Annotated in this window: 10 protein-coding genes and 1 pseudogene; 7 read left to right on the top strand and 4 right to left on the bottom strand. The window is 61.5% G+C overall.

The window, feature by feature from the left end; genetic code table 11:
• Positions 1-328: 328 nt before the first annotated feature.
• The 3 genes and pseudogenes from RBB84_RS03530 to RBB84_RS03520 all read left to right on the top strand — a co-directional run.
• Positions 329-3,724 (top strand): serine/threonine-protein kinase, encoded by a 3,396-nt coding sequence (locus RBB84_RS03530; protein ID WP_064256662.1) that lies wholly within the window; start codon positions 329-331, stop codon positions 3,722-3,724.
• 103 nt (positions 3,725-3,827) lie between these two features.
• On the top strand, positions 3,828-5,057 hold the full coding sequence (locus RBB84_RS03525; protein ID WP_350247168.1) for a phospholipase D-like domain-containing protein: 1,230 nt from the start codon (positions 3,828-3,830) through the stop codon (positions 5,055-5,057).
• Between the two features lie 163 nt (positions 5,058-5,220).
• A pseudogene (locus RBB84_RS03520) lies at positions 5,221-5,490 on the top strand (transposase); the annotation flags it as partial.
• Positions 5,491-5,506: 16 nt separating this feature from the next.
• On the opposite strand, the gene RBB84_RS03515 reads toward RBB84_RS03520, so the two are convergent.
• From RBB84_RS03515 to RBB84_RS03500, 4 genes are all read right to left on the bottom strand, one after another.
• Positions 5,507-5,863 carry a transposase gene (locus RBB84_RS03515; protein ID WP_231912049.1) on the bottom strand — a complete coding sequence of 119 codons (357 nt, stop codon included), beginning with the start codon at positions 5,861-5,863 and terminating at the stop codon, positions 5,507-5,509.
• 189 nt (positions 5,864-6,052) lie between these two features.
• Entirely contained in the window at positions 6,053-6,871 is an 819-nt protein-coding gene (gene istB / locus RBB84_RS03510) for an IS21-like element helper ATPase IstB (RefSeq protein WP_350246316.1), read from the bottom strand.
• On the bottom strand, positions 6,868-8,223 hold the full coding sequence (locus tag RBB84_RS03505) for an IS21 family transposase (protein WP_350246314.1): 1,356 nt from the start codon (positions 8,221-8,223) through the stop codon (positions 6,868-6,870). Before RBB84_RS03505 ends, istB begins: the two co-directional genes overlap by 4 nt.
• A gap of 122 nt (positions 8,224-8,345) precedes the next feature.
• The gene (locus RBB84_RS03500) at positions 8,346-8,942 is read right to left on the bottom strand and encodes an IS110 family transposase (RefSeq protein WP_064257802.1); all 597 of its coding nucleotides are present in this window, start codon (positions 8,940-8,942) and stop codon (positions 8,346-8,348) included.
• 145 nt (positions 8,943-9,087) lie between these two features.
• On the opposite strand from RBB84_RS03500, the gene RBB84_RS03495 reads away from it, so the two are divergent.
• From RBB84_RS03495 to RBB84_RS03480, 4 genes are all read left to right on the top strand, one after another.
• Complete coding sequence (locus tag RBB84_RS03495; protein ID WP_064257803.1) at positions 9,088-9,921, top strand: IS3 family transposase; 834 nt, start codon at positions 9,088-9,090, stop codon at positions 9,919-9,921.
• Between the two features lie 496 nt (positions 9,922-10,417).
• On the top strand, positions 10,418-11,188 hold the full coding sequence (locus RBB84_RS03490) for a hypothetical protein (protein ID WP_064257804.1): 771 nt from the start codon (positions 10,418-10,420) through the stop codon (positions 11,186-11,188).
• A 435-nt stretch (positions 11,189-11,623) separates the two neighbouring features.
• The gene (locus RBB84_RS03485) at positions 11,624-12,715 is read left to right on the top strand and encodes an IS110 family transposase (RefSeq protein ID WP_064257831.1); all 1,092 of its coding nucleotides are present in this window, start codon (positions 11,624-11,626) and stop codon (positions 12,713-12,715) included.
• A gap of 217 nt (positions 12,716-12,932) precedes the next feature.
• On the top strand, positions 12,933-14,549 hold the full coding sequence (locus tag RBB84_RS03480; protein WP_350247165.1) for an IS1634 family transposase: 1,617 nt from the start codon (positions 12,933-12,935) through the stop codon (positions 14,547-14,549).
• The last annotated feature ends 51 nt before the right edge of the window (positions 14,550-14,600 follow it).

The following is a 14,600-nucleotide window of genomic DNA, read 5'->3' as shown; positions in this document are numbered from 1 at the left end:
TAAGTCGTACACTCCCGCTTATAAACCAGTCGATAATGTACTTTCACACCCAATGCAGCATGACAGGAACACCGCCTCGGATCGCGAGTAGGCGACGCGCATCGCCACCACCCTCGTTCACGGACAGCCAAGCTGCAGAAGTTCGATGATCCTCATCTGGACACTTGGCGCCTAGATGAAGTAGGGCTCTAGGTCGCAGGTTACGCTTCTTGGCACTTATCTGGTCTCCACAGTTTGAACTTGCGATGAGACGATCGCATCGCGACTGTTACATCTTGTCATCAGCATCCGATACTCTGCTCAGCACTCAGCTAGGGGAAGGATTCAGATGGCGCCGGAGCAGGTCGGTAGACACTTCGTCCTGTTGAAGACGGACAAGCGTTCTGGAGGGCTGTCGACGGTCCGAAAGGCTGTAGACACCAGAGACGGCTCAGCTGTCGCTGTGAAGTTTGTGATCGGCTCGTCGGACGAGCTAACCCAGAAGGTCTTTGAGCGTGAAGTTCGCGCCCTCAAGAGCCTCAGCCACCGCAACATAGTTGGGTTCCGTGATGCTGGCGTGGACGAGAGCGGAACATACTATCTCGTCCTCGACTGGGTGGATCGGAACCTGCATGACCTTATGAAAGATCCGCCGTGGCAGGGGTGGGACGATCTCTACGATGTAATCGCTAAGCCGATGATCGATGGGCTCGCGCATGCTCACCTGCAGCAACTCGAACATCGTGATATTAAACCGGGCAACATTTTGATTGACGACTCCGGTGCACCTCTCCTGGCCGACTTCGGCATCGCAAAGATCCGTGGAGACGAACCACATAGCGAGTTGACCGTCCAACACTACCGTTCAGGAGTTTATGCACCTCCCGAACTAGAGTCCCACCTTCCCTATGTGCGAGACGTTTACAGCGTCGGTGTCGTTCTTCTACAGTGCCTGACCGGTTCGTCCATCAAAGACTTCCCGGACGTGCAACGGGCGCTCGATTCCGTCAACGTTCGACCGGACGTACTCAAGATAATCGAAGCGTGCGTGAGTCCAGAACCCACAGAACGCCCGGTCAACGCAAGTGCACTCGCCGACGAGTTCAGTCGAATCGAGCGAGAACGGGTCGCTAGATACGAGAAACCGCGGAACGTGTTGTGGCTTAAATTGACTCAAGCAGCACAAAAGCACCTCGTTGGAGAACCAGTCGATCACTCTCTCGCTGCAGCGAAATTGCAGAAGGATTTGTCAGGAGAGGTGTTTGTACGGTACGGCACAGATAGTTCCGGACGTCGCGACCGCAACATGTTATTACTCTTCGGATCCGAACATCGATACACCCTCAAGCCTGAAAAAGACGAGCCGAAGTTCGTTGTTACGGCGGCTCCAACCCCTGAGCTGGAGGATCTCGAGGGCGGTCGCCGACGGAGCCTCGCACTGCCACCCATTTTCACCTGGACCGTTCGACAGCCCCTGAACACGCACCTCAGCGAGCGCGCTCGCGACCACTTGATGGAATTGCTCGACGACTATTACGAACGGCAGGATGACCCAGCAAGTGAACCCGGAACTCAGGGCGGCGACGAACTATTCGACCTTTGGCTCCGAGTGCTTGATGCCCGCGAGGAATTGACTCGCGGGGAACAGCGATCGATGCCATATAAGAGCGTTCACGTCGATGGACGGCGAGGAAAATTTGTCCTAACCGAGCCGCAAGAAGCAGATTTGATCGGTACGGATTGGCAGGTTGTCGACCAACAATCCGAGCGCCGATTCGCGTACGGCGAAGTGATCGATCAATCAGAGGATGAGCTTACTTTACTATCCAGCCGGCCACTAACGAGTCTGCCGAAGAGTGCTGCCCTTGTCCCATACGATGCGCCTTCTGCGATTTCGTTGTCTCGTCAGCGAAACGCCGTCACAGCCGTACGTAATGGCGCGACGCCAGGGCCTGATCTTCGGTCTGTGTTGCTCGATCCCTCTTCCAGTTCGACACCCGAGGCCGAAGTAGTCCACTCATGGTCTGCTGAGCTAGACACCCTGAAGAAGCGGGCCGTGCAGCTCGCTCTCGGCGCCAACGATATTCTGGTTGTACAAGGTCCACCTGGAACTGGAAAGACCCGATTTATCGCCGAGACAGTGATCCAGACACTCAGAAAGTGGCCCCGTGCGCGCATTCTGATCGCTTCACAAACGCACGTAGCCGTAGACAACGCTGTGGAGCGATTGCATAACGCAGGCGTGCGTGGGCTCGTACGTCTCGCAGGCGCCAATGAGTCCGTCGTCCAACCTGAGGTTCGTGATCTACTCTTAGATAAGCAAATCCGACGCTGGGCGGAAGGCGTTCGCTCACGCGCGGAATCGCACATTGCACGTCGAGCTAACGCCCTCGGCCTCGAAACGCATCACCTCCGAGCCGCAATGGTCTTGGGTCAATTGGCCGCCGTGTCCTCAAGCCTTGAAATGATGCAGCAGCACGTCACGGATCTCTCTGCGACCAAATCCGCCTCGTCGGAACTGCTTACCGTAGTCGAGAACGGCGACCCGTTTGATCGGTATCAAGCGAAACTTGACCAGCTATCCGAACGGAGGCAAGCCCTCGCTGAGCAAGCTCAGGCCCATCTAGTAGGCGATCTCACCATCTCTACTGAAATCGGGAGCATCGAGGCGCGGCATGCAATCGATGCCCTGGTTGGCGACAGTCCTCACGCCCTCGAACTACTCAAGCTATGGGAGCTTCAAGCCAACTGGTTGGAGCGCATAGAAGTAGAAGAAGATAGCCTTGCTTCGATCTTCTTGGCAGGTACGTCGGTCTTAGCTGGCACTTGTACCGGGTTTTTGCGCAATAAGGCTGTCGGGCAACTCGAGTTCGACCTATGCATCGTCGATGAAGCATCCAAGGCCACGCTGACCGAAGCGCTTGTCCCGATGTCTCGGGCAAAACGATGGGTCTTGGTCGGCGATACTCGGCAGCTCCCCCCGACAGACGAAGAGCTCCTTCGTGACACCAAAGTTCTCAACGAATACGGACTGAGTGCCGATGACGTCACGGAGACCTTGTTCCAGCGACTGGTAGATCACCTTCCCGAGCATTCTCAACTCATGCTCGAGGAGCAGTATAGGATGATTCGCCCAATTGGTGACCTGATTTCAACCTGCTTCTACGAAGGTAGGCTTCGTTCTCCGCGTACCGAGGGCTTGAAAGGTTACGCGAAAGTGATGGGTGGCGCCGTTACGTGGATCGACACAGCACTTCGTACTGACCGCAGAGAGCAAGGAACCACGAGTTTCGTCAATCGCGCCGAAGCCAAGTTACTTGTGACTCAGCTGGACACAATTGACAGGGCGATCAACATCGGATTCATTGAGATTGAGGACCGCGAATTGGAAGTGCTCGTAATAGCGCCCTACAAGAGCCAGGTTGAAGAGTTACGTCGACGGCTGGCACCAAAACGCTTCTCCCATTTGAGCATTAGCGTCATGTCTGTCGACGCGGTACAGGGACGTGAGGCCGACCTAGCTTTCGTCTCACTAACACGAAGTAATTCACAAGGTCGTCTAGGATTTTTGGGAGCGGATTACTGGCGACGCATTAACGTTGCGCTGTCGCGCGCTCGCTTCGGTCTGACCATTATCGGCGATGCCGAGTTCATCCGAGGCACGCATGGATCCCTCCGAAATGTACTTGAGTACATCGAACAGCACCCCGCCGACTGCGAAGTGAGGCAAGCAGGCCGTGACTAGGCAATTTCAGACTCTACAACGTCGATTTGGGGACGCCCGCCCGGGACTGCAGCTCATTGCTGTTGAAGACGCGGCTATTCCAGTCACGGTCGCTCGGGCTGATGTGCTTGCGCAGCAGAGAAAGGAACTTCCCATAACCGAGGAGTTCACCTTGAGGTTTGTAAACTTTGGCGTCGACTCACCCGGAGAAATCGCTGCGTACCTAGGGCTCGAACCGAGTCATGTACTGGATGCTGCCGCTGCTCAACTTAGCGAGAGTCGCCTGCGACGCCGCACATCCGGAAACCGACTCACACTGACCCCCCTCGGGATCGAGGCTGTCCGCGACCTCGCAGCAACGGCGCCGGTGCTAGAACAACTCCCAGTTGTATTTGACCGGCTAGTCTGGAAAATCGCCGAATACCCCCAACGCGCATTGGTCACTAAGAAAGAGGCTCAAGAACAGGGCATGACCATCCTTCCGGCAGCGCGCAACGCGCGAATCGGACTCGATGACGTCACCCCTGCCGGATTCAATGCATTGTTGAAGAAAGACACCCTCCAGGTACTGCGCATCTACAAGGTAGTCAGCACAAAACACCGTTATCTGCCCGTGCAACTTCTGATATATGGTGACGCCAGCCGTCGAGAACTCGAATTGGCGGTTGTCATCGATGATGACATGGCGACCGAACATGGCCTCGCTCTGGACCGCATCGAAGCAGTCGCTCGACTAGGTCTTGCCATGGAAGAAGCCGACCCGCGCCCAGTTCTGGACGATGAGTTGGAATTCCAGCGCGTGACCACTCTTGAGGCAGAGGCGGCAGAGCCAGCAATGTTAGGCGACGAGATGCCCACCCCTACAGCCGACAGTGGGAACACATCCTTAGTCCGAAGCATAAGTGTGCACGAACACGCAGATTTGCTTGCCGAAGCTCTCGATACCGCCAAAGAGCGATTATTAATCATTTCACCCTGGGTGCGCAAGGCCGTTGTCACGACTGATTTCCTTGCAAAACTGGAGCGGAGGCTCAAGTCCGGCGTAGAAGTAACTATCGCGCATGGGTACGGCAAGGATGACTCTGGTTCCGATAGTTACGCATTGACGCGGCTTACCAATCTTGCACACCGATACGAGAAAAATTTTACCTTTACCCGATTGAAGAACACCCATGCGAAAATTCTTATTTTCGATGGGCACTGGATCAGCACAAGTTTTAACTGGCTTTCTTTCCGAGGTGATCCGGAGCGCACCTATCGAATGGAGGAGGGCACCATGGTGAGCATTCCTCATCGGGTCGAGCAGGAATATGCAAGATACCGAGAGATGATCGAGGACCAGCGACTCGACTGAGGTTGAGTCCGGATTGGTCGAGCCATAGTTGCATTTGGCGGTGCCGCGCACTGCGTTACATGTATCGGACGGAAAGCGGGCTGGCGTGACCCCTGTGAGTAGGTCCGGGTTGTTCTAGAGTCCTGATTGCCCTGGTGAGGGCGAGGAAGGGACGATAGGGATCATGGCGGGACGCAAACGTCACTCGGCGGAGGACATCGTGCGCAAGCTGCGCCGGGCCGACGAGTTGGCCGCGGAAGGCAAGAACGGCGAGGAGATCGCCGCTGCGCTCGAGGTGTCGGCGGCGACGCTGTACAACTGGCGTCGTCAATACGGCGGCATGGATGCCGATGCGGCGAAAGAACTCAAGGAACTGCCGGAGCAGAACAGCCGGCTCAAGCGATTGCTCGCAGATGCCGAGTTGGAGAAGGACGCGCTGCGGGAGATCGCGAAGGACGCTCCTATAGAGGTCAAGTGGTCAGAGCTCGGTAGTCCTGTCGTAGCGCGGTGAACACTTCGCGGGCGAGATAGCGTTTCTGGCATCTGATTATCTCGGGCATCGATTTGCCCTCTGACGTGCGGCGTTCCGCGTAGCTGCGGGCGCTGTCGCTGTATCGGAGGCGGACGACGACGGCAGTGTGCAGGGCCTGGTTGGCGCGACGATCGCCACCGCGGTGCAGTCGATGCCGATTCGTCTTCCCCGACGATGCGGGGATGGGCGCGACGCCGCAGAGGTGAGCGAAGGACGACTCCGACCGTAGCCTCTGTGGGTTGTCGCCGACGGTGATGAGCAGTGCCGCCGCGGTGTCCGGGCCGAGTCCGAACACGCTCGCGGTTCGTGGGGCGACTTCCTTGACAAGTGCGGCCAGATTCTTCTTGAGCTCTTGTGCTTCCCTGCGTAGTTCGCGTGTCCGTTTCGCGAGTGAGCGCAGGGCGACGATCGTGGCGTTGACCGTGATGAGGCTCAGCGAAGGTGCTCACTTGTGCTCGTCGAAAGTGCCCACCCGTGGGCGGGTTCACTGTAGCGGTTGCCGGGTGCCGGTGGTGGCTTGACGGAGTTTTTCCGACCGGGCGTGGTGGTCACGCAGCCGGTAGGAATCCCCGTCGAGGTTGAGCACCACCGACCGATGTAGGAGCCGATCGAGCATGGCGGCGGCGACGGTCGTATCGCCGAGGACCTCACCCCATTCCCCGACCCCCCGGTTGGTGGTCATGATGATCGAGGTCTTCAGATAGCGTTGCGCGACAACCTGAAACAGTGCGGATGCGGCCTCGCCGGGCAGGGGTAGATAGCCGAGTTCGTCGATCACCAGCAGCGTCGGGCCGGCGTAGAACCGCATCGTCGTCGCCCACCGACCTTCGATCGCAGCGCGGTGACAGCGTGCGGCCAGATCGGCGGCGGTGGTGAAGTAGGTGCGATAGCCGGCATGCGCGGCCGCCCGCGCCAAACCCACCGACAGGTGGGTCTTCCCGACCCCCGGTGGCCCGATGAGCAGGACGTTCGTCGCGGTGTCGAGGAACCGGCAGGTGCCCAGTTCGGCAATCAGGGCCCGATCGAGTCCGGGGGCGGCGTCGTAGTCGAAGTCCTCGAGTGAGGCCGGGGTGGGCAGGCACGCGAACCGCAACCGCCCGGCCAATCTCCTCGCTTCGGTGGCATCGACCTCGATCGACAGCAACTGTTCGAGAGCAGCGGTCATCGACAGACCGTCCTTCTGTGCCCGGTCGAGCACCGACGGCAGCGCTTCGGCAGCATCGTGCAGCTTCAAGGTCGCCAGATGACCGCGCAGCCGCTGATAAAGACTCGCGGCGTGGATGGTGGTGTCGGGGGTGCTCATGCCAGGGTGTTCCTTCCGCGGGCGGCGCGCTCGTAGGCGGCCAGGTCGACCACCGTCGATCGCGGTGTCGTCGACGACAAGTGACGGTCAGTGGTGTTGGTGCGCAATGCTGCTGCCGCACTCAGGGCGTCGGGTCCGGGTGGGATGCGTTCCTTGCGCCGGTGCGGCCGGCCTCCGGCCGCGGCGGCGGCCATCGCGGCCTGGTCGAGGGCATGGACGTGGCCGTGATCGCGAACGAGAGCGCCGGCCCCGTCCGGAGCGAGGCGGTGGCGGGCGACGGTGATGTGTGAGGCGGTGACGATGTCGATCACCTCGTCACCGAGTCGGCGGGTGACGGTGATCTGTGCTGCGGCCAGTTCCGGGGGCACCGAGTAGCGGTTGCCGCGGTAGGCCACCAACGCCTGCCGTGACACGGTGCGGGTCTCGGTGACCGTCACCGGATACGGAACCGATGGGGGTGGTGTCAGGGGTTCGGCCGCCGCGATCGCCGCCACCGTCGATTTCCCTTCGGGGGTGGTCCGGGATCGGGTGTCGGTGCGCAGACGGCAGAATTCGTTCAGCCTCGTCTGCGCCTGCTCGGCGGTGACCTCGTCCGGCAGTGTTCGCCACCATCTCTGCGCAGCAGTCAGATTCGCTTTCTCGACGACGCCTTTGCGGTTCCCGGCCCGAGGCGGGCAGATCGCGACCGAGACGCCGTAGTGTTTGGCAGCGCCGGCGAACGAGGCGGTGACCTTCCCGCTGTTGGGGTGACACACCGTCGACATTCGATCGAACCGCCAGGTATGGGTCAGTCCGCCGAGTTCACGGACGATGCGGTCGAGACCGTCGATCAGATGCGGCTGGGTCGTCGCCGGGGCGAGCACCCCGCGCCACCGCCCGGAATGCGCCAGCGAGCCGACCAGCAGATATGCGGTCTTGCCCCAGCCCCACGAGGCGGGCGGGTCCGGCAGCTCGAGCCAGTCCCACTGGGTTTCCTCACCCGGTGGATGCGCGATCATCGCGTTCGGACGCTCGGTGACGCAGGCGCAGGCCTGACACACCGGACGCAGTTGTCGTCGCCGGATCTGGCGGGTCAGCGTCTGATACGAGGCGGTGTAGCCGAGGTTCTCGAGTTCGTCGCACAAGGTCCGCGCCCACAGATGCGGATCCTCGGTCAGACGAGCGGTGACGTAGGCGACGAACGGCTCGAACGGGTCCTCACCAGCGGGTTTGCGCACTCCTGGGGTGGTGGTGCCGTTCAGATAGTTACGGATCGTGCGCCGGTTTCGGCCGGTGTGCCGGGCGATCGCCGAGATCGTCCAGCCTCGTTTGTGCAGTGCGTGGATCTCCACGTCTTCCTCCCATGTCAACATGAGAAAGCGGGTCTCCTTCGGGGTGCTGGTGCGTGGTCAGAGACCACCAGCATCGAAGGAGACCCGCCCTCATCGGCGGAGCCACACGGGTGAGCACTTTCGGTGAGCAGGACTGAGCAGGATCAAGGAGCGCCATCAACCGGGTCGGTCATGGCGGCGGTGTCGGGTTCGAGCGCGATGCACGCGTCGAGCAATGCCGTGGTACTGCGCCCGCGTAGCTGAGTGCGCAGCGCTTCGGGGGCGGTGACAAGCATCGCGCGGATCGTGTTCATCGAGGCGGTTGCGGCCTTTACGGCGCCGGATCGGGCGACTCGTAGGGCCCGGATCGCTTCGATGGGTCCGTCGCCGTGTTTGGGCTCGGAAAGTTGGTGGCGGGCCAGGACGGCGCGGGCGGCGGCTTCGGCATCGATGGGGTCGCTCTTGCCTTCGCTTCTGCGGAGCTTGCGGTTCGGTCGGGGCACCTCCACCACGTCGATGTCATGGCGCCGTAGGTGGCGGCTGATGCCGGCGCCGTAGGAACAGGTGCCTTCGATGCCCACCGAGATCGGGTGACCATGATGATGGATCCATTCGACCAGAGCGTCATATCCTGCTGTGGTGGTGTCGAACTGGTGATGTGCAAGCAGGATTCCTGTGTCGGTGATGACGGCGGCGTGATGGGTGTCGGCGTGGGTGTCGATGCCGCAGTAGATGTGCTGGGGGGCTCGGGTCGGTGTCACGTGATGAGGCCTTCCTTCGGTGCGGGATCCTGCGAAAGGCACTTCGTGGCCAGGAAAATTCCGGGTCAGGCCGTCTCGCCAGCGGGTTGTTCTCATTATTCACTGGAAAATTCTGAGCCCGACCGCCAAACGCGCCGCGATCACCATGCTCACCGACACCATGCAGATGTCGGAGCGGTTCGTGTGCAAGGTCGTTGGGCTCTCCCGATCGGTTTACCGGCGGTTGCCGTTGGCGCAGACACCAGGCGACCCGGACGCCGATCTGCGCGCAGAGTTGCGCAGGTATTCCCGCAAGCATCCGCGGCACGGGTTTCGTCGGGCGTGGGCGTGGCTGCGCTACGACCAGGGCATCGAGGTGAACAAGAAGAAGGTGCACCGCCTGTGGAAAGAAGAAGGATTGCAGGTCCGGCGTGCTCCACGCCGCAAACGTGCCGGCCTGTCCTCCGTTCCGGTCGTCGATGCGGATGCTCCGAATGTGGTGTGGGCATTGGACTTCCAGTTCGATTCGACCGTCGACGGCAAGACGGTGAAGATCGCGTCGATGGTCGATGAACATACCCGGATGTCGTTGTTGAACATCGTGGACCGTTCGATCACCGCCGGGCGGTTGATCGAAGGCTTGGAGAAGGCGTTCGCGATGTGGGGTGGGCCGCCGCTGGTGTTGCGCATGGACAACGGGCCGGAGTTCATCTCGGAAGCGCTGCGGGACTTCTGTGCTGGGTCGGTGGGGGTGTCCTACATTCCGCCGGGTACGCCGAGGAACAACGGGTTCATCGAATCGCTCAACAACCGGTTGCGCGATGAGTGTCTGAACCGCAACTACTGGCCCACTCTGCTCGAGGCCCGGGTGGTGATCGAGGACTTCAAGGACGACCACAATCACCGACACCGTCATTCGGCATTGGGGTACCGAACTCCTGCCGAGTACGCTGCCGGATGCACCCACCGGCACCAGCCCGGGGCGTGCGAGATCGACTGATCGACTGCACGTAGGAATCGGCTCTAGAACCGACCGGACCGACTATCGGGGACCTGCCACACGTGCGGGACGGCCGGCTGAGCGTCGGGGACACTCTTCGCTACCAGGACGCCGCCACAGGTCTCACCCATACCTCGGAAGTGACCGCCACCGGACATCTCGGATTCGATAGTCACGAGAGTACGACGACCCGTCCGCTCCACATATCGAGAAGTGCGGTCGCACCCGGAACGGGTGGCGCGACTGGAGGCTCTCCGACGGGCGGTCGCTGCGTGATCTCGGTGTGCAGGCGCGCTCATCCTGATGTAGTTGTTGCCCATGCCCAGCGTTAATCGCGTTGGGCATGGGCAACATTCGTCGTTTCTATTGCCTTCGCAATCGTTCGATGTCAAGATTCCAAGATCGTCACCGTTCCGAGTGACGTCACAATTGAAGAAGGCCCGCCAGGAGCGGCAACTCCCGACGGGCCGGATGTCCGACTAAGTAGGAGTCGAACGTGGGCCAGAATACCCTGGCTGGCGGCGTACGTCGTGGACCGCGCCTCGCCAGCAACTTCACCATCCTCAGCAATGCTGTCATCAACGATGAGCGCTTGTCCTTCCGCGCCCGTGGCGTGCTCATCTGGTTGCTGTCGAAGCCGGACGACTGGCGCACCCGGTCCGACGCCATCGCTGGCCAGTCACCGAAGGAGGGACGCGACGCCATCCGCTCCGCCCTCCGCGAGCTGGCAGAACTCGGCTACTTGCTCCGGGAGAAGATCCAGAACGAGCGCGGACAGTGGATCACTATCCAGACGATCTACGAAGAGCCGCATACCGGCCCGGAGCCTGAAAAGCCGACGCGCGGTCGCGCGGACAGCGGAGAGCCAGGCGGTCTTTCAAATATTGATTCATCAAGGACGAAAACCAACCGCACGCGCCAAGTCTCGAACTCTACCCAGAGTCCCGAGATTGCTCGCTTGGCGGCGGCATGCAAGCAATCCGGATTATCGGCGACATTCGCCTACCTCCGCCCGGATGCCGTGGCTACGATCGAAGCGCTCATAGCGACGCATGACATATCAACCCTGGTCGCCGCAGCGAAGGCAGCGCACCGGCCGAGTGACCCGATGCGGTACGCGCACGCCTGGGTGCCGATTTGGCAAGCCTTACCGGTTCCTCGTATCCAGCGACCGAAGTGCGCCGAGTGCGACGAGTACGGTTGGCTGCCTGACGACGAGGAGGGACGGGCGGTGAGGTGTACCTGCCGCACTATCAGCGCCGCGTAGGAGCCAATCTTGCTGATGCGTCACTTCTCAGACTTCCAACAAATGCACGTAGCCATGCCTTTCGCGGTTTGTCGCAACTATCAGGGGCTTGATCGGCCGCGCCGACGTAGCCAACGCAATCGCGCTGTAACACCGCCCACTGCAGTAAAACTAAACAGGCGATCAATCGAATCGATCACCCGACGACAGCGTGTGCAGCCCTGCAGGAAACAGCGGGGTTAAGGTGGACCGGGGAGGTGACACGTGACAAAAAGCCGTCTCGGCCACGGCTCGTATTCGGCCCATCGCTGCCAGAGCATGCAGCGGGTCTAGACGGTATGGGCAGCCCCGGCGTTGAGTCAGGGGTTGCGGGCCGGGGCCCCTCTCACCCATGTTCGTGGGTTACCGAGTAGGAATCCCCCTGCCCGGCCTATCCGACAGTGGTGGGAGGCCCCGGTGTTTACCGAGCGTACGAGCGTAGGACTGGACGTGCACGCACGTTCGGTCGCAGCAGCAGCCATCGACAGCGTCACCGGCGAAGTGCTCCAAACCAAACTGACGCCGTCCTATGACCACATCCGATCCTGGATTGCGCAGCTACCAGGCCCGGCAGCAGTGACCTACGAGGCCGGCCCGACAGGCTTCGGCTTGTACCGATATCTGACCGAAGCGAGCATTCGGTGTGTGGTCGCCGCTCCGTCGAAGCTGCACAAACCCGCCGGGGATCGGGTCAAGACCGATGCCCGCGATGCGCTGCATCTGGCCCGGTTGCTGCGCCTGGACGAAGTCACCTCGGTGTCGATCCCGTCCGTCGGGCAGGAAGCGGCGCGGGATCTGGTCCGGGCCCGGGAGGACTGCCGCGGAGATCTGATGCGGGCACGGCACCGGTTGTCGAAACTGCTGCTGCGCCGCGGCATCGTCTACTACGGCGGACAGGCCTGGAGCGGGGCGCACGACCGCTGGTTGCGTACCGAGGCCGCACCGCAGTTGACCTCGCCGGCGACACGGATGGCGTTCGACGCCGACTACGACCACGTGCTCACCATGCAGGCGCGGCGCCGACGACTCGATGTGGCGATCGAGGAGATGGCCGTGGCCAGTGAATTGACTCCGGTGGTGCGCCGGATGTGCTGCCTGCGTGGGGTGTCCACCTTGACCGGGTTCGGTCTGGCGGTGGAGATCGGGGACTGGACTCGGTTCACTGGCAACACCATCGGCTCGTTCGTCGGGTTGGTGCCCTCGGAGTATTCCTCGGGATCGTCGCGGGCGCAGGGGTCGATCACCAAGACCGGAAATTCTCATGCGCGTCGGCTGTTGGTGGAAGCGGCCTGGCATCACCGCGCCCGCTATCACGTCGGAGCGGTAATGCGGTCGCGATGGGATCTGGCCCCGGCCGCGGCCCGGGCCCGTGGTGATGAGGGCAACCGCCGGTTGCACGGGCGCTGGGTGGGGTTCCTCGAACGCCGCAAACGACCCGTCGTCGCGAATGCGGCGATCGCCCGGGAGTTGGCGGGGTGGTGCTGGTCGCTGGCGGTGATGGATTGCTGAAGCCGGCCTGATGGACTGCTTCGTCCCATGGGTTCGGTGGTGGCAGCGCGTGGATCGACCCGCGATACACCTATGAGCAGGCCTTCCGGGGTCGACGCTCGATGCTAGACCCGAGTTAGGACATTACCGGCGGGTAGATTGATGCTCGGCTCCGTGACCTGCATGTTCGCTCCTCCGATCGGGTGGATTGGGGTACTAATCAGGTAGCGTCCCGGCGGTGACATACGTGCGGAAGGTGCGGACCGCGTCCGGAGCAGTCGCGGTGCAGGTCGCCCGCAAACACCGCGGCCGGGTCGAGATCATCGAACACCTCGGGTCGGCGCACACCGATGCGGAACTCGGTGTGCTGCTCGCCCGGGCTCGTCGCATCGTCGACGGTGAGCAGGGCGTACTCGACCTCGAGGTCTCCACCCGCATTGCCCGGGTCGACGAGGTCGCCGACTGGCGACCCGAACCCGAGCGGACTGCCGCCGCCTCGGTGGCGCCGGCCGGACGCACCCTGGGCACGAGTTCGCGGTTGCTCTACGACGTGCTCGGCGCCGTCTACGACCGACTCGGATTCGACGAGGTGGGCGACACCGTGTTCCGAGATCTGGTCATCGCCCGGATCGTCGAACCCACCTCGAAAGCCGACTCCGCACGAGTCCTCGACGATCTCGGTGCAGATACAGTCTCGTACAAAACAATCCAACGACATCTCGCCGCGGCGGTCACTCGCGACTATCGCAACATCGTCGCGACGCGATGCTTCGCCCGTGCCGCCACCAGCGGCGACTTGTCCCTGATTTTGTACGACGTGACGACCCTGTACTTCGAAGCGGAGAAGGAAGACGACCTGCGCAAGGTCGGGTACTCGAAGGAGCGTCGCGTCGATCCGCAGATCGTGGTCGGTCTGCTCGTCGATCGCACCGGATTCCCGCTGGAAATCGGATGTTTCGAAGGCAACACCGCCGAGACCACCACCATCGTGCCGATCGTGCGCCGATTCCAGCAGCGGCACGGCCTGGACGACACCGAGATGGTCGTTGCTGCTGATGCGGGCATGCTGTCCGCCTCGAACCTGACCGATCTCGATGCTGCCGGCGTGAAGTTCATCGTCGGGTCCCGTGTCACCAAGGCACCCGGCGATCTCGCCTCGCATTTTCACTGGCACGGCGACCTGTTCACCGACGGCCAGATCATCGACACCATCACCCCACGTCACGGGCGCAGCACCGTCAACAACGTGCGTACCAGGGCCGAGCCGGTGTGGGACCCGGCGACGCATCCGAACGGGTGGCGCGCAGTCTGGCAGTACTCGCGCAAACGTGCGGTGCGCGATGCGCAGACCCTCAACCTGCAGGAAGCTCGTGCCCGCGCTGTCATCGACGGCACCAAGCCCGCGAAAGCGACCCGGTTCGTCACCGTCACCACGAAGGGCCGGCGTCTGGATACTGCGAGTATCGAACGGGCCCGCTCTCTCATCGGTTTGAAGGGGTATGTTTCGAATCTGCCTGTCTCTGTGATGGATTCACGTGACATTATCGCGAAGTATCATGATCTGTGGCATGTGGAGCAGTCGTTCCGGATGTCGAAAACCGATCTGCGAGCTCGACCGATGTTCCATCGCACCCGCGATGCGATCGAGGCGCACTTGACCATCGTGTTCGCCGCGCTGGCCGTCGCCCGTGAAGTCCAGGACCACACCGGGTTGGCGATCGGCAATGTCGTCAAGCAGCTACGGCCGTTGCGGACCTCCACGATCGTCATCAACGGGGCCACCGAGTCGTTCCCGCCGCAGATCCCAGCCGCTCAGCAGAGAATCCTCGCGGATCTCGGCTTCGTGGGGTACTAAAAATGTCCTAAGTCGGGCTAGAGATGCGGATGCGATCCAGCCGAAATCCCG

Origin of the sequence: Rhodococcus sp. D-6, from assembly GCF_040256695.1 — a bacterium.
Lineage (GTDB): Bacteria > Actinomycetota > Actinomycetes > Mycobacteriales > Mycobacteriaceae > Rhodococcus > Rhodococcus pyridinivorans.
This window is presented reverse-complemented; position numbering and strand designations above follow the sequence as displayed.

Coding starts and splice junctions, on each gene's coding strand:
- RBB84_RS03530 (WP_064256662.1), top strand. CDS start 329: ATGGCGCCGGAGCAGGTCGGTAGACACTTCGTCCTGTTGAAGACGGAC.
- istB (WP_350246316.1), bottom strand. CDS start 6,871: ATGAGCACCCCCGACACCACCATCCACGCCGCGAGTCTTTATCAGCGG.
- RBB84_RS03505 (WP_350246314.1), bottom strand. CDS start 8,223: ATGTTGACATGGGAGGAAGACGTGGAGATCCACGCACTGCACAAACGA.
- RBB84_RS03495 (WP_064257803.1), top strand. CDS start 9,088: ATGCTCACCGACACCATGCAGATGTCGGAGCGGTTCGTGTGCAAGGTC.